Genomic DNA, 23,920 nt, shown 5'->3' with positions numbered 1-23,920 from the left:
GAACTGCTCAACTAGCTCGCGGGCCAGGGAACTTGGGGCGACCGGTAGTAGTCGATCCCCAGCGCGTCCCAGCGCGGGGCCTGTGCCGCGAGCCGGACCTTGTACGTGTCCCAGTCGTGCGTCGAGGCCGGCGACCAGCCCAGCTCGGCCACGCCCGGGAGCCTCGGGAAGGCCATGTACTCGATGTTCGCGCCGGTCACGATCGTCTCCGACCACAGCGGAGCCTCGACCCCCTTGACCGCCGAACTCGGCACCCCGGGAAGGTAGTTGCCCGGATCCCAGTCGTAGGACCGCTTCACCTCGACGAGGCCCGCCCAGTCCTGGCCGAGCGGGGTGTCCTCGGTGTACTTCATGTCGAGGTAGACCCGGTCGGCTGGCGAGAGGATCAGCCCGGTGCCGTTCTTCGCGGCCTCGGCGACCTGTGCCTTCTCGGCGGCGTCGGTGTCGTCGAGACCCCAGTACTGGGCGAGGGCACCCTTCACGGGGTGGGCGCCGGTGATCTGGTGCCAGGCGATCACCGTCTTGCCGTACTTGGTGACGATCGGCTGCACCCGGTCCATGAACTTGACGTAGTCCTCGTGGCTGGTGGACTGCGCCTCGTCGCCGCCGATGTGGAGGTAGCGGCCCGGGGTGATCGCGGCCAGCTCACGGATCACGTCGTCCACGAAGCGGTACGTGAGGTCCTTGCCGACGCACAGGGAGCTGAAGCCGACGTCCGTGCCCGTGTAGAGCGGGGGCGCGACACCGTCGCAGTTCAGGTCGGCATAGGAGGCGAGGGCCGCGTTCGTGTGGCCCGGCATGTCGATCTCCGGTACGACCTCCAGGTAGCGCGAGGAGGCGTAGCGGACGATCTCCTTGTAGTCGGCCTTCGTGTAGTAACCGCCGGTGCCGCCGCCGACCTCCGTTGAGCCGCCGTAAGTCGCCAGGCGGGGCCAGGAGTTGATCGCGATGCGCCAGCCCTGGTCGTCGCTGAGGTGCAGATGCAGGGTGTTGATCTTGTAGAGCGCCAACTCGTCGATGTAGCGCTTGACTTGGGCGACGGTGAAGAAGTGCCGGGAGACGTCGAGCATCGCGCCGCGGTAGGCGTAGCGCGGGGAGTCCTCGATGGTGCCGCCCGCGATCTGCCAGGGGCCGGGCTGCCGGGAGGCCTTCTCCACGGCGGCGGGCAGGAGTTGACGCAGGGTCTGTACGCCGTGGAAGAGTCCGGCGGGCCTGCTCGCAGTGATGGTGACCCCCGAGACCCCACTGACGAGCCGGTAGCCCTCGGCGCCGAACGTGCCCTTGGCCAGGCGGAGTTGGATGCCGCCCTTGCCGCTCGAGGTGATGGGCAGCCGGTAGCCGGTGGAGGGGCGCAGGATGCCCGCGAGGTACTCGCCGATCCGGCGCGACTCACGGGTGCCGTCGACGCGGATCCTGGTGGCGCTCGTGATCCGGTACGGATGGCCCGCGGGGGTGACCTTGGCGGGTGCCGGGACCACCCGGCCCAGCGGGGTGATGGCGGCGGCTCCGGCGGGCGGTGCGGCGCCGACGACGGACACGCTCGCGGCGGCGACGAGCAGCAGCGAACCGAGGAGGCGGGTCGTTCTGTGGCGCTGTCTCACAAGGCGTCTCACGAGCGGTCCCTTCCTTTGAACTTCCTTTGAGCCCGGACAGGTACAGACCATTCTGTCGGCAGAGCGATGGAACAATCCTTCCTATGGCGGAAATCATCCAGAAGGACGGCACCTGGATCTTCGACGGCGACGCCCTGCGGCTGACTCCAGGACGGGACAAGAACGTCGGCCTGTTCCGCAAGACCCTGGGTGAACTCGTGGTCCCCCTGGGCGCGTTGGCGGGCGTCTCCTTCGAGCAGGGCCGAAAGTCGGGGCGGCTGAGACTGCGGCTGCGCGACGGCGCCGACCCGCTGCTGCACGCCACGGGCGGGCGGCTCACCGAGGGCGACGACCCCTACCAACTCCCCGTCGAATCGGACCGGTACGGCGTCGCCGAGTACTTCGTGGACGAGGTGCGCAACGCCCTGCTGCTCGACCGGGTACCGGCCGACCCGGTGGACGAGTTCCTGCTGCCGGGCCCCGCCGTACCGCTCTCGGTGTCCGCCGGGGACGGCACCGCGAGCTTCGACGGTGAGCGCGTACGGCTGGAGTGGAACTGGAAGACCGAGGACGCCAAGTCCGCCGCCGGCGCCCGCACGCTCGCCGTCACGGACCTCGTCGGCGTGGAGTGGCGCCCGTCGGCCGGGCTTGAGAACGGCTACATCCGCTTCTCGGTGCGCAACGCGCCGACCAAGGCACCGCCCAAGTACGACCCCAACTCCGTCGAGTTGTGGGGCTTCAAGAAGGACCCGCTGATGGCCCTGGTCGCCGCGGCCGTACAGGCGCGCCTGCCGCACCCGGCCGCCGAGACGGACGTACGGCCTGAACAACCCGAGCCCGTACGGCAGTTGGCGGCCGCGGCGGAGGACGGCCACGACGCGCTGCTGCGGCGGCTGCGGGAACTCGGGGAGCTGCACCGGGACGGGGTGCTCACGGACGAGGAGTTCGCGATGGCCAAACAGGCGGTCCTCAAACGGATGTGACCATCCGGGGAGGACCGCCTGCGGGATGAGTGGCGCCCTGCCTTCCGGGCGTAACTCGGGCTGATTCAGAGCTACTTGGCCTTGCGGGCCACCGTGAAGCGGTCGATCTCGGCTCCGGTCTCGGCGATGCCGCGGACCGTGAGGGTCGCCGTACGGCCCTTCGAGGCGGGCTGGACGTCGACGCGCAGGAACGAGTAGTTGAGGTAGCGGACGCGCGACCACGCGACCGTCTCGTTGACCTTGCCGTCCTTCGTGTTGACGAAGGCGGCGACCGAGTCGACGTCGGCGACGTGACCCTCGTAGGAGTCCGGGGCGGAGAACGCGTACAGGCTGCGGCCGGCCGCGCCCGCCGTCACGTAGACGACACCCTCGGTCTCCGGGTACGCCGTGCCGCCGATCGGCAGCTTCTTGACGACCGCGTTCTTCTTGATGACGTCGGTGCGCTCGTACTGGTGGTTGTGGCCGTTGATGACCAGGTCCACCGTGTACTTCTCGAACAGCGGCACCCACTCGTTGCGCACTCCCCCCTCCGAGGAGTGCGCGGTCGAGGTGCAGTACGCGCAGTGGTGGAAGAAGATCACCACGAAGTCGATGTCCCTGGACGCGCGGTACTTCTTGAGCTGCGCCTCCAGCCACTTGGTCTGGGTGCCGCCGGAGATGCCGAGGTTGGCCGGGATCTCGAAGGACACGTCGTTGGCGTCCAGCGAGATGACCGCCGTGTTGCCGTAGACGAAGGAGTAGACGCCCGGCAGGTTCTTCTTGTCGGGGCCGTTGTCCGGCAGGTTCCAGCGGGCGTCCTCGCCGCCGTAGCCGTTGGGCGAGTACCAGGCCTCCATGTCGTGGTTGCCGTAGGCGGGCATCCACGGCACGGACTTGGCGACCGACTCGGTCTGCGCGAGGAACTGGTCCCAGGTGCGCGAGTCGAAGCCGGCGTCGGCGGTCTGGCCCGCGCCCGCCGGGTCGGCGTAGCAGATGTCGCCGGCGTGCAGGTGGAAGGACGGGTTCTGGCCCAGCAGGAGGCTGTTGTTGGCCAGGCCGTGGTAGCCGACGCCCTCGTCGCCGAAGGCCGTGAAGGTGAACGGCTTCTTGTGGTCGGGGGCGGTGGTGAAGGTGCCCAGCGTGCCGAGCAGGTGGGCCTCGGCCGGGTCGAAGCCCGCGTGGCCGACACCGTAGTAGTAGGTCTTGCCCGGGCGCAGGTGGGTCAGCTTGGCGTGCAGGTAGTACTGGGTGTGGTCACCGCTCGCGCCGACGCCCGCCGGGGTGTAGAGCGTGCGCACCTCGGCCTCGATCTTGCGGGAGAGGTCCCAGGGGTGCGCGCCGATCCGGACGAACGGTTTCTTGACGTTGATCGGCACCTGCCAGGAGACCGTCACCTCCGTGCTCGGGTCGTTGCCGAAGGCGAGGTGCCGGCCGAACGGGGAGACGAGGGCCCCGTCGACCGTCGACGCGGTGGAGGTGGAGGCGTAGGTGGCGGAGGCCTGGCTGGGGACGGCCGCCTGGGCGACCGCGCCCGGTACGAACACGCCACCCGCGATGGCGCCGAGTGTCACGGCACCGCCTCTGACCATCGTGCGCCGCGAGAATCTCGCGCGCAGGTACTCGTGCTGCTCCGCCATGCTCATGCGCTCTGCGAGCTCCGCGGGTACTCCCATACGAGGAATGTCCATGGCGTCTGAAACTCGTCGACATGAGCAACGGTGCGCAAGACACAGGATGGACAGCTTACGAACAGAGCCCCATAAGACTTTCAACAGGCTGTTGCCCGATATCGGGCAGGATTCTTGCAAACCTCCCTTCGGTACCCCAGGATCAACCAAGTGCACGACGAACTCGTTGATCATCTGACGCGCTCCTCACCCCTCAACCGGGGCGAGGCACTGCGGGTGATCCAGGACGTGCTCGCCTACTTCGACGAGACGACCGAGCAGTACGTCCGTCGCCGCCACCGCGAACTCCAGGCCCAGGGCCTGGTGAACGCGACGATCTTCGACCGGATCGAGGCGGACCTGAAATACCGGGCCGTGGCCCCGCCGGAGCTGACGCTCCGACAGCTGCGCCGGATCGTCTACGGCTAGGAATACCCATACATGTGCGGAATTGTCGGATACATCGGCAGGCGTGACGTTGCTCCGCTTCTGCTGGAGGGCCTGCAGCGGCTGGAGTACCGCGGCTACGACTCGGCGGGCATCGTCGTGACGACCCCCAAGACGGCCGGCCTGAAGATGGTCAAGGCCAAGGGCCGGGTCCGTGACCTGGAGGCCAAGGTCCCGGCACGTTTCAAGGGCACCACCGGAATCGCCCACACCCGCTGGGCCACGCACGGCGCCCCCTCCGATGTGAACGCCCACCCGCACCTGTCCGCCGACGGCAAGGTCGCCGTAGTCCACAACGGCATCATCGACAACGCGTCCGACCTCCGGAAGAAGCTCGAGGCGGACGGCGTCGAGTTCCTCTCCGAGACCGACACCGAGGTCCTCACCCACCTCATCGCCCGCTCGCAGCAGGAGAAGCTCGAGGACAAGGTCCGCGACGCCCTCCGGGTGATCGAGGGGACGTACGGCATCGCCGTCCTGCACGCCGACTTCCCCGACCGCATCGTGGTGGCTCGAAACGGCTCCCCGGTGGTCCTCGGGATCGGCGAGAAGGAGATGTTCGTAGCCTCGGACATCGCCGCGCTGGTGACGCACACGCGCCAGATAGTGACCCTGGACGACGGCGAGATGGCCACCCTCAAGGCCGACGACTTCCGGACATACACGACCGAGGGCACCCGCACCACGTCCGAGCCGACCACCGTCGAGTGGGAGGCCGCCTCCTACGACATGGGCGGCCACGACACCTACATGCACAAGGAGATCTTCGAACAGGCCGACGCCGTGGACCGCGTGCTGCGCGGCCGCATCGACGACCGCTTCTCCACCGTGCACCTCGGCGGCCTGAACCTGGACGCCCGCGAGGCCCGGCAGATCCGCCGCGTGAAGATCCTCGGCTGCGGCACCTCCTACCACGCGGGCATGATCGGCGCCCAGATGATCGAGGAGCTGGCCCGCATCCCCGCGGACGCCGAGCCGGCCTCCGAATTCCGGTACCGCAACGCGGTGGTCGACCCCGACACGCTCTACATCGCGGTCTCGCAGTCCGGTGAGACGTACGACGTCCTGGCGGCGGTCCAGGAGCTGAAGCGCAAGGGCGCCCGCGTCCTCGGCGTCGTGAACGTCGTCGGCTCGGCGATCGCCCGCGAGGCGGACGGCGGCATGTACGTCCACGCGGGCCCCGAGGTCTGCGTCGTCTCGACCAAGTGCTTCACCAACACCACAGTCGCCTTCGCCCTGTTGGCCCTGCACCTCGGCCGCACCCGCGACCTCTCGGTCCGCGACGGCAAGCGCATCATCGAGGGCCTGCGCAAGCTCCCGGCCCAGATCACCGAGATCCTGGACCAGGAGGAGGAGATCAAGAAGCTCGCCGCCGAGTACGCCGAGGCCCACTCGATGCTCTTCATCGGCCGGGTCCGCGGCTACCCGGTGGCCCGCGAGGCCTCCCTGAAGCTCAAGGAGGTCTCGTACATCCACGCCGAGGCCTACCCCGCCTCGGAGTTGAAGCACGGCCCCCTCGCCCTGATCGAGCCGGCCCTCCCCACGGTCGCGATCGTCCCCGACGACGACCTCCTGGAGAAGAACCGCGCCGCCCTGGAGGAGATCAAGGCCCGCAGCGGCCGCATCCTCGCGGTGGCCCACCAGCACCAGGAAAAGGCCGACCAGACGATCGTGGTCCCGAAGAACGAGGACGAACTGGATCCCATCCTGATGGGCATCCCGCTCCAACTCCTCGCCTACCACACGGCGTTGGCACTGGGCCGGGACATCGACAAGCCGAGGAACCTCGCGAAGTCGGTCACGGTGGAGTAGGGCTTTTGTCTTTTAGGGGCGCGGGGAACTGCGCGACCAGCCCCCACGCGCCCGCAGCGGCCGACGAAACAGAACGAACCCCCCGTGCAGCCTCAATGCACGGGGGGTTCGTTCATATCGCCGGGAGTTGAAACCCCCAGCCTGCGCCGCTAGCCGGTAGCCGTCACGCCCCGACCCGCAGCCCGCCGCGGAAGAACCGTCGGCCAGTGAGCGAGCGCAGCCGTCGCCGAATACCAGGCAACAGCCCCCGCAGCGACACCGAACCACCCACCAACCTTGCTCAGCCCGTCGTTACCGGCGAACTGGGCGATCGCGAGCAGCACGAGGGAGACGAAGAACAACCCGTAGGTGCCCTGGGTGAGTTGATCCCCACCCGCGAGCGTCACGGAGAGGGCGACGAGGGCGAACAGGACCAGGAACAACCCGGCCGCGTTGTCAGACACGGAGTTACCCGCGGAGACGGCCCAGGTGAACCAGAGCGCGCCGAACGCCGAGAACGCCGTACCGCTGACCGTGTCGCCGTCGCGGAACGCGAGCAGTCCGACGAGGAAGAGGGCAACTCCGCCCACGTAGTGGGCGATTGACACGGCGTCAGCTGTGGAGACCCCGTTGATGACATTCGTGTACCCGAGCCCGAAGGCCAACAGGGTGATTCCCAGGGCGAGTCGGCCGACGATCGAGGTGGTGCTTCCCGCAGAGACGTCATTGTCCACGGCGGGCTCCCTTCATGCATGTGCGTTTGTGCGGTGTGACCGATATATGCCCTTCACAAGGACACAAACACCTCTGCACAACAGGGAATTCGGAGCCGACCGGTGAGTTCGACCTACGAGTTGCGGGATGGCGCGTCAGGGAATGACGACGACGGGCCGCTGAGCCCGCTTGGCCAACCGCCCCGCGACGGAGCCGAAGATGCGCCCGACGATCCCGTGGGTCGAGCCCACGACGATCGCGTCCGCCTCGTACTCCCGCCCCACCTCTTCGAGTTCATGGCAGATGTCGCCACCCCGCTCAACCAGGATCCAGGGCACTTCCGCCAAGTACTCGGCGCACGCCAGCTCCAGACCCAGCACCTCGGTGCGGTGGTCCGGCACGTCGACGAAGACCGGTGGCTCACAGCCCGCCCACACCGTGGTGGGCAGCCGGTTGGCGACATGCACGATGACCAGGCCCGAGCCCGAGCGATGGGCCATGCCGATCGCGTAGGCGAGGGCACGTTCACTGGATGTGGAGCCGTCGAAGCCGACGACCACTCCGTGCTTGAAGGCTGGATCGCAGGAATGACGTGGCTGTTCCGCCGCCAGGGGCTCGGCCGCCGTGGGATCGGCGACGGGGCGCTTGCGGTCCGCTGGTTCGAAAGATTCGTGACCGGCCATGGGTGTCTCGGCTTTTTGATCCTCTTGGGAGGGGACAACAGGATGCGGCGGAGCTGTGTCCGGGAATCATCTTCCCAACCCCATACCCCCAAGGGTACGGCGGCACTCCTCCTTAGCCCATATCCCGCACATGCTCCGGCGGAGTTCCCCGGAGCATGCACGAGGGGGCGCCCGTAACGCAATGGTTGCTGCCCCGTACAGGCGGTTTGCACAGGATTCACTTATCCGCGGGCGTCCATGTCCCTCCATGGACTGCCCTACAGTGACCGACGCATCGAACACGCGTTGAACCCGGCGAGCCGCCGCCCCAGGGAGCACGCCATGTCCGGACACCGCACGACCTCCGAGGCACACCCCAGCCACGACACCGCCACCGACGTGGTCCGCTGGGCGGTCTTCAGCTGTGTCCTCGTCCCCGTGGTCCTCCTCTGGTACGGCACCTCGTTCGCCGGCGCCACCGGTACGGCCCTGGGCCTCGCGGCCGTCACCGCCGCCTGCCGGGTGCTGCTGCGCCGTTCCGAACAGGGCGCGGCCCGGCTGCTGGCCGAAGAACACTCCTCGCACCGCGGCCACCGTCACCGGGCCGGCGCGGGGGCGCACAGGGGCGGGCGGCACGCCGGGGGAAGTACACCGGTCGACTGACCGGTTTCAGCGCACGCGCCCGACGCTTTTCAGCCAACTTCCGGCCACCGCGCATCTGTTGTCCGAACCACCCCCCAACCCCCGTTCCACCTGCACCGAAAGGGTCTGGGGGGCCTTGCGCACCCTACGGGGATTGGCCACTAAGACGAGGCGCACTTCCCTGCACGGCCCACGAGTGCAACGCTTCGTGATCGAATGCTTCACGCCAAGTTGCCATGTCGACAATGTGCCGGTTGCCGAACTGGTCACCCCGGCACCACTGGACACAGTAGATTCGATCTTGACGTCTTACGGCGGGGGACTCGTGCAGGACCGAGGGGAAACGTGCTGGAGCGACAAGCCCGACAAGATAGGGGCGACGCGACCACCGAGGGGGGCTTAGCAGTATGAGCCACGACTCCACTGCCGCGCCGGAAGCCGCGGCCCGGAAACTTTCCGGGCGACGCCGCAAGGAGATCGTCGCGGTGCTGCTGTTCAGCGGCGGCCCCATCTTCGAGAGTTCCATACCGCTGTCGGTGTTCGGAATCGACCGGCAGGACGCCGGGGTTCCGCGCTACCGCCTTCTTGTGTGCGGTGGCGAAGAAGGACCGCTGCGCACGACCGGCGGGCTGGAACTCACCACACCGCACGGCCTGGAGGCGATCTCACGGGCGGGCACCGTCGTCGTGCCTGCCTGGCGGTCGATCACCTCGCCGCCGCCGGAGGAGGCACTCGACGCGATCCGCCGGGCGCACGAAGAAGGGGCCCGCATCGTCGGCCTGTGCACCGGCGCCTTCGTGCTGGCCGCGGCGGGCCTGCTGGACGGCCGTCCCGCGACCACCCACTGGATGTACGCGCCGACGCTGGCCAAGCGCTATCCGTCGGTGCACGTCGATCCGAGGGAACTCTTCGTCGACGACGGAGACGTGCTGACATCCGCCGGTACGGCGGCCGGAATCGATCTCTGTCTCCACATCGTGCGGACGGACCACGGCAACGAGGCGGCCGGCGCGCTCGCCCGGCGCCTGGTGGTCCCCCCGCGCCGAAGCGGCGGCCAGGAGCGCTACCTCGATCGGTCTTTACCAGAGGAGATCGGCGCCGACCCGCTCGCGGAGGTCGTCGCCTGGGCGCTGGAGCACCTCCACGAACAGTTCGACGTGGAGACGCTGGCGGCACGCGCGTACATGAGCAGGCGTACGTTCGACCGCCGCTTCCGCTCGCTCACCGGGAGCGCTCCCCTGCAGTGGCTGATCACGCAGCGGGTGCTCCAGGCGCAGCGTCTGCTGGAGACGTCGGACTACTCGGTGGACGAGGTCGCGGGTCGCTGCGGCTTCCGCTCGCCGGTGGCTCTGCGCGGCCATTTCCGGCGCCAGCTGGGCTCGTCGCCCGCCGCCTACCGGGCCGCGTACCGCGCCCGCAGGCCCCAGGGCGACAAGCAGGTGGACGGCGACGGCGCCCCCGGCCAGCCCGGCGGTCCGGCGTCCCTGGGTCCGGCCGGGCTGCCACCCGCGCTGCACCCGGACGGCCCGGTCCCGATGCAGTCGCGTCGTACGGCGGCGAGCGCGCTGTCGGCGACGGCGTCCGCGTCGGCCGCCGCCGCGGAGAACGGCCGTGAGGCGTACGCCACAAGCCGGGCCGCAAGTCTGCCCGGCCAGCGGAGCGCGACGTAGCAACCGCACGCCCCCGGAGGTCTCTCGCAGGAGATCTCCGGGGGTTTCCGCATGTACCGGTGGCACAAGGTCAGCGCACGGTCGGCTCAGCCGGGCGGCACGCACCTTAAGGTTAGACACATGAACGATCGCATGGTGTGGATCGACTGCGAGATGACCGGCCTCTCGCTGTCAGACGACGCTCTCATCGAGGTGGCCGCCCTCGTCACCGACTCCGAGCTGAACGTGCTCGGCGAAGGGGTGGACATCGTCATCCGCCCGCCGGACCGGGCGCTGGAGACGATGCCGGACGTAGTACGCCAGATGCACACCGCATCCGGCCTGCTCGACGAGCTGGCCGGCGGTACGACGCTGGCCGACGCGGAGGAGCTGGTCCTGGCGTACATCCGGGAGCACGTCAAGGAGCCGGGCAAGGCCCCGCTGTGCGGCAACTCGGTCGGCACCGACCGCGGTTTCCTGCTCCGTGACATGCCGACGCTGGAGGAGTACCTCCACTACCGCATCGTGGACGTGTCCTCGGTGAAGGAGCTGGCGCGCCGCTGGTACCCGCGGGCGTACTTCAACAGCCCCGAGAAGAAGGGCAACCACCGCGCCCTCGCCGACATCCGCGAGTCCATCGCCGAGCTGCGCTACTACCGCGAGGCGATCTTCGTCCCGCAGCCCGGCCCCGACTCGGAGACCGCCCGCACGATCGCCGCGAAGCACGTCCTGCCCACCTCGTAAAAGGCGTGCGCGAGCACCCCTTCGGACCCTGTACACTTTTTCTCGGCCGGTCGGAAACTTACAGAGTGAACGACCGGGCATGGTGGGTGTAGCTCAGCTGGTAGAGCACCTGGTTGTGGTCCAGGAAGTCGCGGGTTCAAGTCCCGTCACTCACCCTGAGTAATCAGCCGGTGACTTCGGAAACGAGGTCACCGGCTGATTCGTTTTCCGGAGCCTCCCCCTCTGCACGGAGCACGCCACCGAGACGGCGAGGTCAGGTGGCGGCGCGCCACGCGTCCGTGAACTCCCGTACGCCCGCGAACCGTTCGGCGGGATCGGCACGGGTAGCCCTTTCCAGTACGGCGAGTTGACCCGAGGTACCCCGCCAGGCGCGCTCGCCCTCCCCGGCGTCGAGGAGGAGGCGGGCGGTGCGGCCGAGGGCGTAGACCGTCGTGCGGATGTCGATGCGGGCGCCGTGGTGCCACTCCTCGGGGGCCATGAAGCGGGCCGAGCCCGGGAGCCGGTCGCCCTGGAGGACGAAGGGGCCGGGGCGGTACTCGTCGAGGTCGATGAGGTGGAGGACGTCGGCGCCGAAGTCGTAGAGGAACGCGCCGTCGTAGAGATCGACCGCCACCGTCCCCGCGGCCTCCACGGCGAGATGCGCGTCCAGGACGCGGTCGACCGCGCGGAGGACGGAGGCGAGGGGCAGGGCGCGGAAGCGGGCGCGGGCGGGGCCGTAGAGGGACTCGCCGTGGCGCCAGGGCATGACGGCCGCCGTACGGCCGCTGTCCGCGACAGCGATCCGGTGCAGTTGCGGGACGATCGCCGGGTGCCGTACGGCCCGGTGGAAGGCCCAGGCGCCGTCAAGTGAGGTCTGGGCGGCGGGAGTTGTCGCCTCCTTCACGAACCAGCGTTCCCCGTCCGGGAGTTGGACGCCGTAGGAGACGCACCCGGAGTCCTGTTCGCGGAAGGCTCGGAACACCTTGCCCACCGTGTGGAGGTAGGGCTCGGTCGCGGGGATCTCGTCGACGGCCAGGAGGGGGTGGTGGGGGCGGGTGGTCATGGGAACCAGCCTGGACCGCGAACGGCCGGGTGGGGAGAGGAAATCCCTTTCGCCGCACTTTTACGACGACGCCCGCGTCACCAACTCCGTTGCCAGTACGGCATGTTGTCGCTCCGGGCCCCGGGGTGTCGGCGGGCGGCGGTCCGCGATCTCCGCGAGGAGCAGGTCGATCATCGCGCGGCCCATTTCCTCGATCGGCTGGCGGACGCTGGTGAGGGGCGGGTCCATGTGGCGGGCGATGGCCGAGTCGTCGTAGCCGACGAGGGCCACGTCGTCCGGGATGCGGCGGCCCTCCTCGCGGAGGACCTGGCGGGCGCCCGCCGCCATGACGTCCGAGCCGGCGAAGACCGCGTCGACGTCGGGGCGGCGGGTCAGCAGCTCCTTCATCGCTCGGCGGCCGCCCTCCTCCGTGAAGTCGCCCGGCTGGATGAGGTGTTCGTCCAGTTCGTGGCCCGCGTCGAGGAGGGCTTCGCGGTAGCCGTCGACGCGGCGCTGGGCGCCGTACACGTCCAGGAGGCCGGTGATGTGGGCGATGCGGGTGCGGCCGCGGGACAGGAGGTGTTCGACGGCCGAGCGGGCGCCGCCGTAGTTGTCCGAGTCGACCGAGGTCAGGGGCTCGGTGGCCGACCGGGGGCCGCTGATCACCGCCGGGATCTCCAGCGCGGCCAGCAGGTCAGGCAGCGGGTCGTCCGCGTGGACCGAGACGAGCAGGACGCCGTCCACCCGGTGGGCGGCCAGGTACTGGGCGAGGCGCTGCCGCTCCCGGTCGCTGCCCGCGAAGATGAGCAGCAACTGCATCTCCGTGTCGGACAGTTGGGTGCCGACGCCCTTGAGCATGTCCGAGAAGTACGGTTCCGCGAAGAAGCGGGTCTCCGGCTCGGGGACGACGAGGGCGATCGCGTCCGTGCGGTTGGCGGCCAGCGCCCGGGCCGCCGTGTTCGGGACGTACTCGAGCTCCGCGACCGCCGCCTCGACGGCGGCGCGGGTCGCGTCGCTGACCCGGGGCGAGCCGTTGATCACCCGGGAGACCGTGCCGCGGCCCACACCGGCACGGGCGGCGACCTCCTCCAGGGTCGGCCGCCTGCCGCCCCGGTTCCGCCCACCGCTGACCGCCATGGTCGCCGCCTTCCGTTCGCAGCTTTCAGGCCAGGAATGTAACAGCCGAGGCCCGGACGCCCCGCCCTCCATCGTCCCTCGTCGACCGGGGTCCCGGCCCCCCGGGACTCACCCGTCCTCGCCGGCCGGCGGCAGGGCGTTCCCCCGGATCACCCCGGCGTACCAGTGGGCGCTCGCCTTGGGGATGCGGCGCTGGGTGGAGTAGTCGACGTAGACGGCGCCGAAGCGCTTCGAATAGCCGTAGGACCACTCGAAGTTGTCGAGCAGGGACCACAGGAAGTAGCCGCGCACGTCGGCTCCGTCGGCGACGGCCCGGCGGACGGCGTCGAGGTGGGCGTGCAGGTAGGCGATGCGCTGCGGGTCGTTGACCAGGCCCTCGGGGGAGATGTAGTCGTCGAACGCGGCGCCGTTCTCCGTGACCATCAGCGGCAGCCCGGGGTGCGAGGCGGCCAGGTCGGTCAGGAGAGTGTGCAGGCCGCTGGGGTCGATCGCCCAGTTCATGGCCGTGAGGTCGTCGTTGGCGAGGTGGAAGTCCACGTTCTCGGAACCCGTCCACGGTGTGTGGTCGCTCGCGCCGTGGCCGTCGTTCTTGGTGGCGCCGTCGCCGGAGCCGGCCGAGACGACGGTCGGCGCGTAGTAGTTGACGCCGAGCACGTCGATGGGCCGGGAGATCTCGGCCAGGTCGCCGTCCCGCACCAGCTCCGCCCAGTCGACGAGGTGCGCGGTGTCGGCGAGCAGGTCCTCGGGGTAGGCGCCGTCGAGCAGGGGGCCGGTGAAGATCCGGTTGCCGACCGCGTCGATACGGCGTGCGGCCTCCGCGTCCTCGGGGCTGCCGGTGAGCGGGCGCACCTGGTGCAGGTTGAGGGTGATGGAGGTCTGCGCGGTGGCCGGCAGGACCTCGCGCAGCGCCCCGACCGCCTGGCCGTGCCCCAGGTTGAGGTGGTGGGCGGCGCGGAGGGTGGCCGCCGGGTCGGTGCGGCCGGGGGCGTGCACGCCGGAGCCGTAGCCCAGGAACGCGCTGCACCAGGGCTCGTTGAGGGTGGTCCACAGGCCGACGCGGTCGCCCAGGGCCCGGCCCATGATCTCGGCGTACTCGGCGAAGCGGTGCGCGGTGTCGCGCTGCGGCCAGCCGCCCGCGTCCTCCAGCTCCTGCGGCAGGTCCCAGTGGTAGAGGGTGGCGACGGGGGTGATGCCGGCCGCGAGGAGTTCGTCGGCGAGCCGGCGGTAGAAGTCGAGACCGCGCTCCACGGCGGGTCCGCGGCCGGTGGGCTGGACCCGGGACCAGGAGATGGAGAACCGGTACGCCTTCAGGCCGAGGTCCTTCATCAGCGCCACGTCGTCGCGGTACCGGTGGTAGTGGTCGGCGGCGATGTCACCGGTGTCGCCGTTGCGGACCTTGCCCGGCGTGTGGCTGAAGGTGTCCCAGATGGAGGGGGTCCGGCCGTCCTCGGCGGCGGCGCCCTCCACCTGGTAGGCGGCGGTGGCGGCACCCCAGACGAAGCCCGGGGGGAAGGAGGTCGCGGACGCCGACGCGGCCTTGGTCTCATGTCGTACGGCGGTCATGTGAGCGCTCCCGAAGTGGAGTGGGTAAAAGCCGGACGGTGGTCCGGCGATGAGGGGGGAAGCGGACGGGGCACGACGGCGGGCGCCCGGCCGGGTACGGCCCGCGAGCGGGGCGGGCCGTACGGGAGGGTGAACTGGGCTTGCGCGAAAGGCGGTTGGCGACCCCGCGTCAGCCCTTGACGGCGCCCGCCATGATGCCTCCGATGATCTGCTTGCCGAAGATCACGAACACCAGCAGCAGCGGCAGGGTGCTGATCAGCGCCCCGGCCATGACGATGCTCTGGTCGGGGGTGTAGGAGGCGCTGAGCTGGCCGAGCGCGACCTGGATGGTGGGGTTGTCCTGGTTCAGGGCGAGGAAGGGCCAGAAGAAGTCGTTCCAGGCCTGCACGAAGGTGAGCATCCCGAGCACCATCATCGCGGGGCGGGCGGCGGGCAGGACCACGTTCCACACGATGCGGATATTGGTCGCGCCGTCCACCTTGGCCGCCTCGATCAGCTCGTAGGGCAGGGCCTCCAGGAGGTACTGCCGCATGAAGAAGACACCGAAGGCACCGACCAGGGTCGGGAAGATCACCGACTCCAGTTTTCCGCCCCAGCCGATGTCCGCCATCATCATGAACAGCGGTACGACGCTGAGTTGGGGCGGGATCGTCAGGGTCGCGATGACCGCGGTCATCAGGGCGCCGCGGCCGCGGAAGCGCATCTTGGCGAAGGCGTAGCCGGCGAGGGTGCAGAAGAACAGCGTGGCCGCGGTGATGGAGCCGGCCACGATCACGGTGTTGACGATGGCCTTCCCCAGGTGGGCCTGGTCCCAGGCCGACTGGAGGTTGCTCCACAGCCGGCCGCCCGGCAGCAGCGGCGGCGGGCTGTCGAGGACCCGCTGCTGGTCGTGCGAGGCGGCCACCAGCGTCCAGTACAGCGGGAAGACCGAGCCGAGGCCGACGATGATCAGGGCCGCGTAGGTGAACGGGCCGCCCTTGAGCTGCTGGCCGGCGCCGATCTTGAAACGGCGGCGGCCCGTGCCCGGGGTGACGGGGAGGGGCGCGGGATCGAGGTCCGGCGCGGTGGGGGTGGGACTGGTCGTGGTCATCGATTTCGCTCCCGTCACGCCGCGCTCTTGCGCAGGACCCGGCCGACGATCAGGTTGATCAGGGCAATGAGCAGCAGCAGGACGAGCATGGCCCAGGCGACGGCCGCGGCCGGGCCCAAGTGCCCGAGCTTCCAGCCGTAGTTGAAGAGGTAGATGCTGAGCGTCTCGTACTGGTGCTCACTGCCTCCGGTGGAGCCGAGCGTGCCGCCCTGCAGCAGCAGCGGCTCACCGAACAGCTGCATGGAACCGATGGTCGAGATGACGATCGTGAAGAGGATCGTCGGCCGCAGCGAGGGGATGGTCACCTTGCGGAACTGCTGCCAGCGCGTCGCCCCGTCGATCGAGGCCGCTTCGTACAGGTCCGTGGGCACGGCCTGCATGGCCGCCAGATAGATCAGGGTGTTGTAGCCGGTCCAGCGCCAGATCACGATGGCCGAGATGGCGAACTTGGACGTCCACTCCCCGTTGCCCCAGTCGGTGTTGCCGACACCGACGAAGTGCAGCACCCAGTTGAGCAGCCCGCCGTCGGCCCGGAAGACCAGGGCGAAGACGAGGGCCGCGGTCGCGACCGAGGTGGCGTACGGGGTGAGGATCACCGTCCGCCAGAACGTGCTCGCGCGCAGCTTGTAGTTGAGCAGGTGGGCCAGGCCCAGGGCCATCAGGAGCTGCGGGACGGTCGAAATGACGCCGATGACAAAGGTGTTGGTGACCGCGGTCCAGAACTCGGAGTCCTGGAGGATCTTGGCGAAGTTGTCCCAGCCGACCCACTCGGACTGGTTCAGGCTCGTCATCTCCACCCGGTGCATGGCTATCCAGCCCGTGTACAGCATCGGGTAGAGGCCGAAGGCACCGAAGATGAGGAAGAAGGGGGCGATGTACGCGTACGGCGACGCCTTGTCGTCGAGGCGCCACAGGCGGGTGCGCCACACGCCGGGTTCTTTCGACACGGCGCCGACCCCGCCGGGTGGCGGGGTGGGGGCGCCCCGTGTGGGGGTTGTGGTTGCCACGGAGGGAGTCCTTCCCTGGATCTCGGCCGGGTACGGGCAGGGGGCGGGCGCGGGGCCGGGCACCCGGCCCGGGACACGTCGTCGCAGTCGGTCCGGCGGGCGCGGTGCGGCGGCGTCCGGTGCGTGTGCGCCGAACACCGCGGAGAAGACCGGCACTTGACGACCGGGGCCGGTGCGGACGGCCCCGCGCCTACGGCGGGAGCCGCCGCGCGGCCCCACGCACGTGGCGCGGTGCGGGCGGCCGCCGGGCCGCCCGCACCGCGGCCTGTGTCAGCCGATCACCTTGTCGATGGAGTCGGTCGCGGCCTTCCACGCCTTGGCGGGCTTGGTGCCCCGCTGCTCCATGTTGTTGATCTGCGTGGAGATCGTGTCCTTGATCGTGCCGTCCTTCGCGCCGAGCACGGCCTCGGGGATGGCCTTCGCCTCGTCGGCGTAGATCTGGCCGATCGGGGCGTTGTTGAAGTACGGCAGCGTCGCGTTCTTCACGCTGGCGAGGTCGTAGGCGCCCTTGTTCGACGGGAAGACGCCGATCGCCTTGAACACGGCGGCCTGCTGCGCGGGAGCGGTCAGCCACTTGACCAGGTCGGTGGCCGCCTTGACGTTCTTGCCGCTCTTGGGCACGGCCAGGAAGGAGCCGCCCCAGTTGCCCGCGCTGGTGCCGGGCGCACGGGCGATGTCCCACTTGCCCTTGTAGGCGTCACCGGAGTTGATGGAGATCTGGCCGGCCATCCAGGCGGGGCACGCCACGGTGGCGACGGTGCCCTTGCGCAGCGCCGCCGTCCAGGCGTCGGTGAACTGGGGCAGACCCTCGGTCAGCTTCTTGGACGCGGCTTCCGCGGCCAGGTTCCAGCCCTGCTGCACGGCCGGGCTGTTCTTGTAGATCGCCTTGCCGGAAGCGTCGTAGTACTGCTCCGCGGAGGAGCTGACGACCGCGTTGTACATGGCGCTCGCGGAGTCCATGAAGTAAGTGCCCTTGGGCGCCTTCGCCTTGAACTTCTCGCCGAGCTTGAGGTAGTCCTCCCAGCCGCCCGCGACGGCCTTGGCGACCGAGTCACGGTCGCTCGGCAGGCCCGCCGCCTTGAAGAGGTCCGAGCGGTAGCACAGGGACATCGGACCGATGTCGGTGCCGGCGCCGATGACCGAGCCGTCCGATGCGGTGGCCTGCTTCTCCTTCCAGGAGACCCAGTCGCTCACGTTGATCGACTTGCTCAGGTCGGTGAACTTGGCCGCCTGGGTGTCGACGACCTCCTTGATCCGGCCGACCTCGATGCCCTGGACGTCTCCGAGGCCGCTGCCCGTGTTCAGCTGCTGAAGCATCTTCGGGTAGTAGTCCGCCTCGTTGGCGGTGACGTTCTCCTTGACCGTGATGTTCGGGTGCAGCTTGTGGTATTGGGCGAACAGGCCGGCTTCCTTGTAACCGAACTGCCCGTAGTCGGCCACCGTGAGAGTGATGTTCCCGTTCGAGTCCTTGGCGTCCGAGGAGCTGTCGCTACTGCAGCCGGTCAGCAACAGGGCGGAGGCTGTCAGGACCGTCGTGGTCAGGGCCGCTGCTCTGCGGCCGTGGCCGCCGCCGGTACGGGTGATGCGCATTCCACTACTCCTTGTTCCAGTGGGGAACGGGGTCTCAGGAATCGGACCGCCGAGGCTCGGCGATCCGGACCTGTCCTCTCGTTTCGAGCAGCGGCCAGCCCACAGCACGGGTCGTGCGGTGAAAAGGTGCTGGTCAACGGTGTGCCATGCGAGATAGAGGGACGGGCCGTTGGTGGTTTCGTCCACACGGAAGGAAGCCCCCGAGGTTCCGTGGGACCGCTCCCACGCGGCATGCCGGAAGACTCCTTCGTGCCGGGCCGGGTGTCAAGACTTGAAAACGGCGTTGTTGCGCAAGCGTGTTCCGCACGTCACGTGAATGTGTCGCTCCACCAGGCGTCACCGACCGGACACGGACCGGTCCCGCACAGGATTCACGCAGGTGATCCAAGGAGTCGCCGCACGGGCACTGGGCCGGCGTCGTCCGGCCGGGCCGTCGCCCGAATTTCTGGGCAAGAATGAGGCAAGTCCCCGCTGATCGCCGGAAGGTGAACGATGAGCCCTGCCGAGCAGCCGCCCCCGCGCGCGGACGTCCGGCGCCCGACCCTCAACGCCGTGGCCGCGCTCGCCGGCGTCGGCCGCGGCACGGTCTCCCGGGTCATCAACGGCTCCCCCAAGGTGAGCGCCCACGCCCGCGCGGCGGTGGAGCGGGCCATCGACGAACTCGGCTACGTCCCGAACCCCGCCGCCCGCTCCCTGGCGACCCGCCGTACCGACTCGGTCGCCGTGGTCGTCCCCGAGGGCGAGGACCGGCTCTTCTCCGAGCCCTACTTCTCGGGGATCATCCGCGGCGTTTCGGCCCAACTCGCCAGCGCCCAGATGCAGTTGCTGCTGGTCCTGACGCCGGACGAGAAGGAGTACGCGCGGCTGGCCACGTACCTGTCCGCACACCGGGTGGACGGCGTGCTGATCCTCGCGGTGCACAGCGGCGACACGCTCCCCGACCGGCTGCACGAACTCGCCGTACCGACCGTGCTCGCCGGCCGGCGCGGCCACGGGGAACCACTGGGGCACGTCCGCGCGGACAACAGCGGCGGCGCCAGGATCGCGGTCGAGCACCTGCTGGCCAAGGGCTGCCGGACCATCGCCACCATCACGGGCCCCCTGGACATGGACGCCGCCCAGGCCCGACTCGACGGCTACCGCGAGGCGTTGGAGGGCGCGGGCATCACCGCCGACGAGGACCTGATCGCGTACGGCGACTTCCGCGAGGAGGGCGGACGCGCGGCCATGCGGGAGCTGCTGCGCAGACGGCCCGGCCTCGACGCCGTCTTCGCCGCGTCCGACGTGATGGCGTCGGGTGCCGTGCTGGAGCTGCGCGCGTCGGGCCGACGGGTGCCCGATGACGTCGCCGTCGTCGGCTTCGACGACTCGATCGTGGCCCGGCACATCGATCCCCCGCTGACCAGCGTCCGTCAGCCGCTGGAGGAGATGGGCCGCACCATGGCGAGCATTCTGCTGGACGAGATCGCCCAGCGCGGCGGCGGTCACCGGCAAGTGGTGCTGCCTACGCGGCTGGTGGTGCGGGAGTCCGCCTGAGGAGTGTTCTCGCCGGCCGCGTACGCGGCACGAGCGGAAGACGCCGGGAGGAGCGACCCCCTTTCCCATGGGAGCGCTCCCATGCATAATGGGCGCCAATCGACTCATGGGAGCGGTTCCATGCCCGACCTGACGACCGCGGCCTTTCCCCCTGCCTTCCTCTGGGGAGCCGCGACCTCCGCCTACCAGATCGAGGGGGCGGTGCGGGAGGGCGGCCGTACGCCCTCGATCTGGGACACGTTCAGTCACACGCCGGGCCGTACGGCCGGTGGTGAGCACGGTGACATCGCCGTGGACCACTACCACCGCTACCGCGACGACGTGGCGCTGATGGCGGACCTGGGCCTGACGGCGTACCGCTTCTCGGTCTCCTGGCCGCGGGTGCAGCCGACCGGCCGGGGCCCGGCGGTCCAGGTGGGCCTGGACTTCTACCGCCGCCTGGTCGACGAGCTGCTCGCGCACGGCATCAAGCCGGCACTGACCCTCTACCACTGGGATCTGCCGCAGGAGTTGGAGGACGCGGGCGGCTGGCCGGAGCGCGACACGGCGTACCGCTTCGCCGAGTACGCGCAGATCGTGGGCGAGGCGCTGGGCGACCGCGTGGAGCAGTGGACCACGCTCAACGAGCCCTGGTGCAGCGCGTTTCTGGGCTACGGCTCGGGGGTGCACGCGCCGGGCCGTACGGACGCGGGCGCGTCGCTCCGGGCCGCGCATCACCTCAACTTGGCGCACGGGCTGGCGACTTCGGCGCTGCGGGCGTCGATGCCGGCGGGGAACTCCGTGGCGGTGAGCCTCAACTCGGCGGTGGTCAGGCCCGCTTCACTGTCCCCGGCGGACATGGCGGCGGTCCGGAAGATCGACGACCTGGCCAACGGGGTGTTCCACGGGCCGATGCTGCACGGTACGTATCCGCGGTCGCTGCTCGACGCGACGCGGTCGATCACGGACTGGTCCTACGTCCGGGACGGTGACCTGACAGTCATTCACCAGCCTTTGGACGCACTGGGGTTGAACTACTACACACCGGCGCTGGTGGAAGCGACGGAGGCGGCCCCGGTGGGTCCGCGCGCCGACGGCCACGGCCTGAGCGCGTTCTCCCCCTGGCCGGGCGCGGACGACGTGGCGTTCCTCCAGACCCCGGGCGAGCGCACGGAGATGGGCTGGACGATCGACCCGACGGGCCTCTACGACCTGATCATGCGCTACGCCAGGGAGGCTCCGGGCCTCCCGCTCTACGTCACGGAGAACGGCGCGGCCTACGACGACAAGCCCGACCCCGAGGGCAACGTCCACGACCCCGAGCGGATCGCCTACCTCCACGGCCACCTCTCCGCCGTACGCCGCGCGATCACGGACGGCGCGGACGTGCGCGGCTACTACCTGTGGTCACTGATGGACAACTTCGAGTGGGCGTACGGGTACGAGAAGCGGTTCGGCGCGGTGTACGTCGACTTCGCGACGCTCGCCCGCACACCGAAGTCGAGCGCCCGGTGGTACGGCGAGGCGGCCCGCACGGGCACGCTCCCCTCGGCGGAGGGCGCCTGACCCACGGGGAAACCGGGGGACGGGGAACGGGGCGCGGCATGCCATGGGGGGCGTGCCGCGCCTCGGCGTGCTGCGGGGGGCGGGGTACTGCGAGGGCCTCGGCGGGGCCTTGCCAAGCGCTAAATGGAGTGATTCATTCATCACGCAAGTGAATGGATACACGTCAAGCGCGAGGAGATGTCCGTGGCCGTCACCCTGGGCCGGGAGCCGATCACCGTCGAGGAGTTCGTCGCGGTCGCCCGCCACGGCGCCCGGGTCGAGTTCGACGCGGTCCATGTCGACCGGGTGCGGAAGTCACGCGCACTGGTGGAGCGCTTCCTCGCCGAGAACCGCTTGGTCTACGGCGTCACCACCGGCTTCGGCGACAACGTCACGGAGGTCATCGACCCGGCGGACGCGGAGCAGCTCCAGCGGAACATCGTCCGCTCGCACGCCGTGTCGGTCGGGGAGCCGTTGCCCGTCGAGGTCGTCCGGGCCATCGCGCTCATGGAACTGGTCGGGCTCGGGGAAGGGTTCTCCGGTATCCGGTTCGAGACGCTGGAGCTGATCCGGCGGATGCTCAACGCCGGGGTCACCCCGCACGTCCCCGGCGAGGGCTCCGTCGGCTACCTCGCCCCCGAGGCCCACATGGCGCTCGTACTGCTGGGCGAGGGACGGGCCTGGTACGGCGACGAACTCCTGCCCGGCGCCGAGGCGTTGGCCCGGATCGGCGAGCGGCCGACCCAACTCGCCTGCAAGGAGGGGCTGTCGCTGACGAACGGGACGCACTCGGTCACCGCGATCGCCGTCCTTGCCGCCCACGACGCCGAGGTCGCGGCAACCACCGCCGACGTCGCCGCGAGCCTCTCCGTACAGGCACTCAAGGGCACGATCCGCGCCTACGACGCCCGGATCCAGGAGCGGAAGCGGCACCCCGAGCAGGCCGCCGTAGCCGAGAATCTGCGACGGCTGACCGAATCCAGCGCCATCAGCGCCGAGTTCATCGATCACCGGCTTCAGGACGGGCTCTCCCTGCGTGCCGTTCCGCAGATGCACGGCGGTGCGAAGCGGGCGCTCGCGCAGGCCCGGGAGGTCATCGTCGAGGAACTCCACTCCGTGGGCGACAATCCGGTCATCCACCCCGAGGGCGAGGACGGGGTCGCGCTGAGCGGGGCGAACTGCGACAGCACGTACGTCGGCATCCAGGCCGACACCATGGTCAACGCGATGACCGTCCTGGCCAAGGTCTCCGAACGCCGCACCGACCGCCTGGTCAACAGCAACTTCAGCGAACTGCCCGCCTTCCTGGTCCGGCAGCGGCCGGGGCTCAACAGCGGCTACATGATCGCCCAGTACACGGCCGCCGCCCTGACCATGGAACTGCGCGGCCTGGCGGTGCCCGCGTCCGCGGACAACGTCACCACCTCCGCCAACCAGGAAGACACCGTCAGCAACGCCTACTTGGCGGCCCTGAAGGCCTACCGCGCGACCCGCAAGCTCGCCTACGTCATAGCCATCGAGCTGATGTGCGCCGTCCAGGCCCTCGACCTCCTCGCCCCGCTCGCGCCCTCACCTGCCGCGGAGGCGCTGCGCGCCCGTATCCGGGAGACCGTACCGACCGTCGACGAGGACCGCGTCTTCCACACGGACATCGAGCACATCGCCGAACTCGTGCGCGGCGGGGATGTGTTGAGGGTCGTAGAAGGCGTCGTGGGGGCGCTGCGCCGCTGAGACCGGACCAAAGGGCCAGGAACCCCGCCGGCCATTCACAGCCGCCCCTCAGACCCCGTCCAGCGGCCTCTCAGCCCCGAGGCGTCTGATCTTCCTGTACGGGGTGATCCGATCCCGGCGCGGACGGGAGGACGTCATGTTTTTCATCGTGTTGGTGCTGCTGGCCCTGATCGTCGGCGGTGCGGTCGCCTTCAGCAAGAGGCAGGCCGGGGGCGGGAGTTCGCGGTTCGGCGGCAGCGGCCACAACTCCGGCTCCGCTTCGCGGTCCTACGACGCCGACGCCGGTGCCGAGGCCACCCGCTGGGTGGAGCGGCTGGGCGGGAGTCTGTCGACGCTGGACGCCGGGAACAGCACCGCCGCCCGGCAGGCGCTCGCCGACGCCACCGAGCGGCTCCGGGCCGCCGAGGGGCAACTCGCCGTCGCCTACTCGCCGATGCAGTACGGGCTCGTGACGCAGACCGCCGTCGAGGGGCTGCACCACATCCGAACCGCCCGTGGTGCGCTGGGACTCGACCCGGGGCCCGAGTTGCCCGCGCAGGGTGGCGGCGGGCAGGTCACGGTCGGTGGGCAGACGTACACCGCGTCAGCGCGGCCCGGCGCGAGCACGCCGTACTACTACCCTGGCGGGGTCGTCAACGGCCGTTCCATGGCCGGGGGTTGGTACAGCACGCCCTGGTGGAAGACCGCGCTCGTCGCGGGTGCCGCCGGGGTCGGGGGCATGTTGCTCGCGGACGCGCTGTTCGACGGCTTCCACCATCACGGGCCGCACGGTGGGATGTTCGGCGGTGGGCCGGGCGGACCCGGCGGGTTCGGGGGCTTCGGCGGGCCGGGTCCCTTCTGAAACCCCCGCC

20 protein-coding genes and 1 tRNA gene are annotated in these 23,920 nt (G+C 69.8%); 11 read left to right on the top strand and 10 right to left on the bottom strand.

Annotated features, from left to right (window positions below):
• Positions 1-11: 11 nt before the first annotated feature.
• Positions 12-1,601, bottom strand: a complete 1,590-nt coding sequence (locus tag OG504_RS33505) for a beta-N-acetylhexosaminidase (protein WP_405996497.1) — start codon at positions 1,599-1,601, stop codon at positions 12-14.
• Positions 1,602-1,696: 95 nt separating this feature from the next.
• Between OG504_RS33505 and OG504_RS33500 the strand changes: the two genes are divergently transcribed.
• Complete coding sequence (locus tag OG504_RS33500; RefSeq protein WP_405993137.1) at positions 1,697-2,575, top strand: DUF4429 domain-containing protein; 879 nt, start codon at positions 1,697-1,699, stop codon at positions 2,573-2,575.
• A gap of 71 nt (positions 2,576-2,646) precedes the next feature.
• Here the strand turns inward: OG504_RS33500 and OG504_RS33495 are convergent, their stop codons facing one another.
• Entirely contained in the window at positions 2,647-4,227 is a 1,581-nt protein-coding gene (locus OG504_RS33495; protein ID WP_405993136.1) for a purple acid phosphatase family protein, read from the bottom strand.
• 165 nt (positions 4,228-4,392) lie between these two features.
• Here OG504_RS33495 and OG504_RS33490 point away from each other — a divergent pair, with 165 nt between their 5' ends.
• Positions 4,393-4,650, top strand: coding sequence for a hypothetical protein (locus tag OG504_RS33490; protein ID WP_019056583.1), 258 nt, complete (start codon positions 4,393-4,395; stop codon positions 4,648-4,650).
• A gap of 12 nt (positions 4,651-4,662) precedes the next feature.
• Positions 4,663-6,480, top strand: coding sequence for a glutamine--fructose-6-phosphate transaminase (isomerizing) (gene glmS, locus OG504_RS33485; protein ID WP_405993135.1), 1,818 nt, complete (start codon positions 4,663-4,665; stop codon positions 6,478-6,480).
• 149 nt (positions 6,481-6,629) lie between these two features.
• On the opposite strand, the gene OG504_RS33480 is transcribed toward glmS, so the two are convergent.
• Together OG504_RS33480 and OG504_RS33475 are read right to left on the bottom strand one after the other, a co-directional pair.
• The gene (locus OG504_RS33480; protein ID WP_405993134.1) at positions 6,630-7,193 is read right to left on the bottom strand and encodes a GPR1/FUN34/YaaH family transporter; all 564 of its coding nucleotides are present in this window, start codon (positions 7,191-7,193) and stop codon (positions 6,630-6,632) included.
• A 135-nt stretch (positions 7,194-7,328) separates the two neighbouring features.
• The gene (locus OG504_RS33475) at positions 7,329-7,856 is read right to left on the bottom strand and encodes a universal stress protein (RefSeq protein ID WP_019065779.1); all 528 of its coding nucleotides are present in this window, start codon (positions 7,854-7,856) and stop codon (positions 7,329-7,331) included.
• A 321-nt stretch (positions 7,857-8,177) separates the two neighbouring features.
• Between OG504_RS33475 and OG504_RS33470 the strand changes: the two genes are divergently transcribed.
• The 4 genes from OG504_RS33470 (at position 8,178) to OG504_RS33455 (ending at position 11,025) form a co-directional block, all read left to right on the top strand.
• Positions 8,178-8,498, top strand: a complete 321-nt coding sequence (locus OG504_RS33470; protein ID WP_405993133.1) for a hypothetical protein — start codon at positions 8,178-8,180, stop codon at positions 8,496-8,498.
• A gap of 386 nt (positions 8,499-8,884) precedes the next feature.
• Positions 8,885-10,147, top strand: a complete 1,263-nt coding sequence (locus tag OG504_RS33465) for a helix-turn-helix domain-containing protein (RefSeq protein ID WP_405993132.1) — start codon at positions 8,885-8,887, stop codon at positions 10,145-10,147.
• Positions 10,148-10,267: 120 nt separating this feature from the next.
• Positions 10,268-10,870 carry an oligoribonuclease gene (orn, locus tag OG504_RS33460; RefSeq protein WP_405993131.1) on the top strand — a complete coding sequence of 201 codons (603 nt, stop codon included), beginning with the start codon at positions 10,268-10,270 and terminating at the stop codon, positions 10,868-10,870.
• Between the two features lie 82 nt (positions 10,871-10,952).
• A tRNA-His gene (locus OG504_RS33455) sits at positions 10,953-11,025 on the top strand.
• A 98-nt stretch (positions 11,026-11,123) separates the two neighbouring features.
• On the opposite strand, the gene OG504_RS33450 is transcribed toward OG504_RS33455, so the two are convergent.
• The 6 genes from OG504_RS33450 to OG504_RS33425 form a co-directional block, all read right to left on the bottom strand.
• Positions 11,124-11,912 (bottom strand): serine/threonine protein kinase, encoded by a 789-nt coding sequence (locus tag OG504_RS33450; protein WP_405993130.1) that lies wholly within the window; start codon positions 11,910-11,912, stop codon positions 11,124-11,126.
• A 60-nt stretch (positions 11,913-11,972) separates the two neighbouring features.
• The gene (locus OG504_RS33445; RefSeq protein WP_405993129.1) at positions 11,973-13,028 is read right to left on the bottom strand and encodes a LacI family DNA-binding transcriptional regulator; all 1,056 of its coding nucleotides are present in this window, start codon (positions 13,026-13,028) and stop codon (positions 11,973-11,975) included.
• Positions 13,029-13,136: 108 nt separating this feature from the next.
• Positions 13,137-14,591 carry a GH1 family beta-glucosidase gene (locus OG504_RS33440; RefSeq protein ID WP_405993128.1) on the bottom strand — a complete coding sequence of 485 codons (1,455 nt, stop codon included), beginning with the start codon at positions 14,589-14,591 and terminating at the stop codon, positions 13,137-13,139.
• Positions 14,592-14,760: 169 nt separating this feature from the next.
• A complete protein-coding gene (locus tag OG504_RS33435) occupies positions 14,761-15,681 on the bottom strand; it encodes a carbohydrate ABC transporter permease (protein WP_405993127.1) in 921 nt (306 codons plus the stop codon).
• 14 nt (positions 15,682-15,695) lie between these two features.
• A complete protein-coding gene (locus OG504_RS33430) occupies positions 15,696-16,688 on the bottom strand; it encodes a carbohydrate ABC transporter permease (protein WP_405993126.1) in 993 nt (330 codons plus the stop codon).
• Positions 16,689-16,958: 270 nt separating this feature from the next.
• On the bottom strand, positions 16,959-18,278 hold the full coding sequence (locus OG504_RS33425) for an ABC transporter substrate-binding protein (RefSeq protein ID WP_405993125.1): 1,320 nt from the start codon (positions 18,276-18,278) through the stop codon (positions 16,959-16,961).
• Between the two features lie 492 nt (positions 18,279-18,770).
• Here OG504_RS33425 and OG504_RS33420 point away from each other — a divergent pair, with 492 nt between their 5' ends.
• The 4 genes from OG504_RS33420 (at position 18,771) to OG504_RS33405 (ending at position 23,910) form a co-directional block, all read left to right on the top strand.
• A complete protein-coding gene (locus OG504_RS33420) occupies positions 18,771-19,814 on the top strand; it encodes a LacI family DNA-binding transcriptional regulator (RefSeq protein WP_405993124.1) in 1,044 nt (347 codons plus the stop codon).
• 120 nt (positions 19,815-19,934) lie between these two features.
• The gene (locus OG504_RS33415) at positions 19,935-21,359 is read left to right on the top strand and encodes a GH1 family beta-glucosidase (RefSeq protein WP_405993123.1); all 1,425 of its coding nucleotides are present in this window, start codon (positions 19,935-19,937) and stop codon (positions 21,357-21,359) included.
• Positions 21,360-21,536: 177 nt separating this feature from the next.
• Complete coding sequence (gene hutH / locus OG504_RS33410; protein WP_405993122.1) at positions 21,537-23,069, top strand: histidine ammonia-lyase; 1,533 nt, start codon at positions 21,537-21,539, stop codon at positions 23,067-23,069.
• Positions 23,070-23,205: 136 nt separating this feature from the next.
• Complete coding sequence (locus OG504_RS33405; protein ID WP_405993121.1) at positions 23,206-23,910, top strand: hypothetical protein; 705 nt, start codon at positions 23,206-23,208, stop codon at positions 23,908-23,910.
• Positions 23,911-23,920: the final 10 nt, after the last annotated feature.

It is taken from the genome of Streptomyces sp. NBC_00986 (assembly GCF_045162565.1).
In the GTDB taxonomy this organism is placed as follows: domain Bacteria; phylum Actinomycetota; class Actinomycetes; order Streptomycetales; family Streptomycetaceae; genus Streptomyces.
This window is presented reverse-complemented; position numbering and strand designations above follow the sequence as displayed.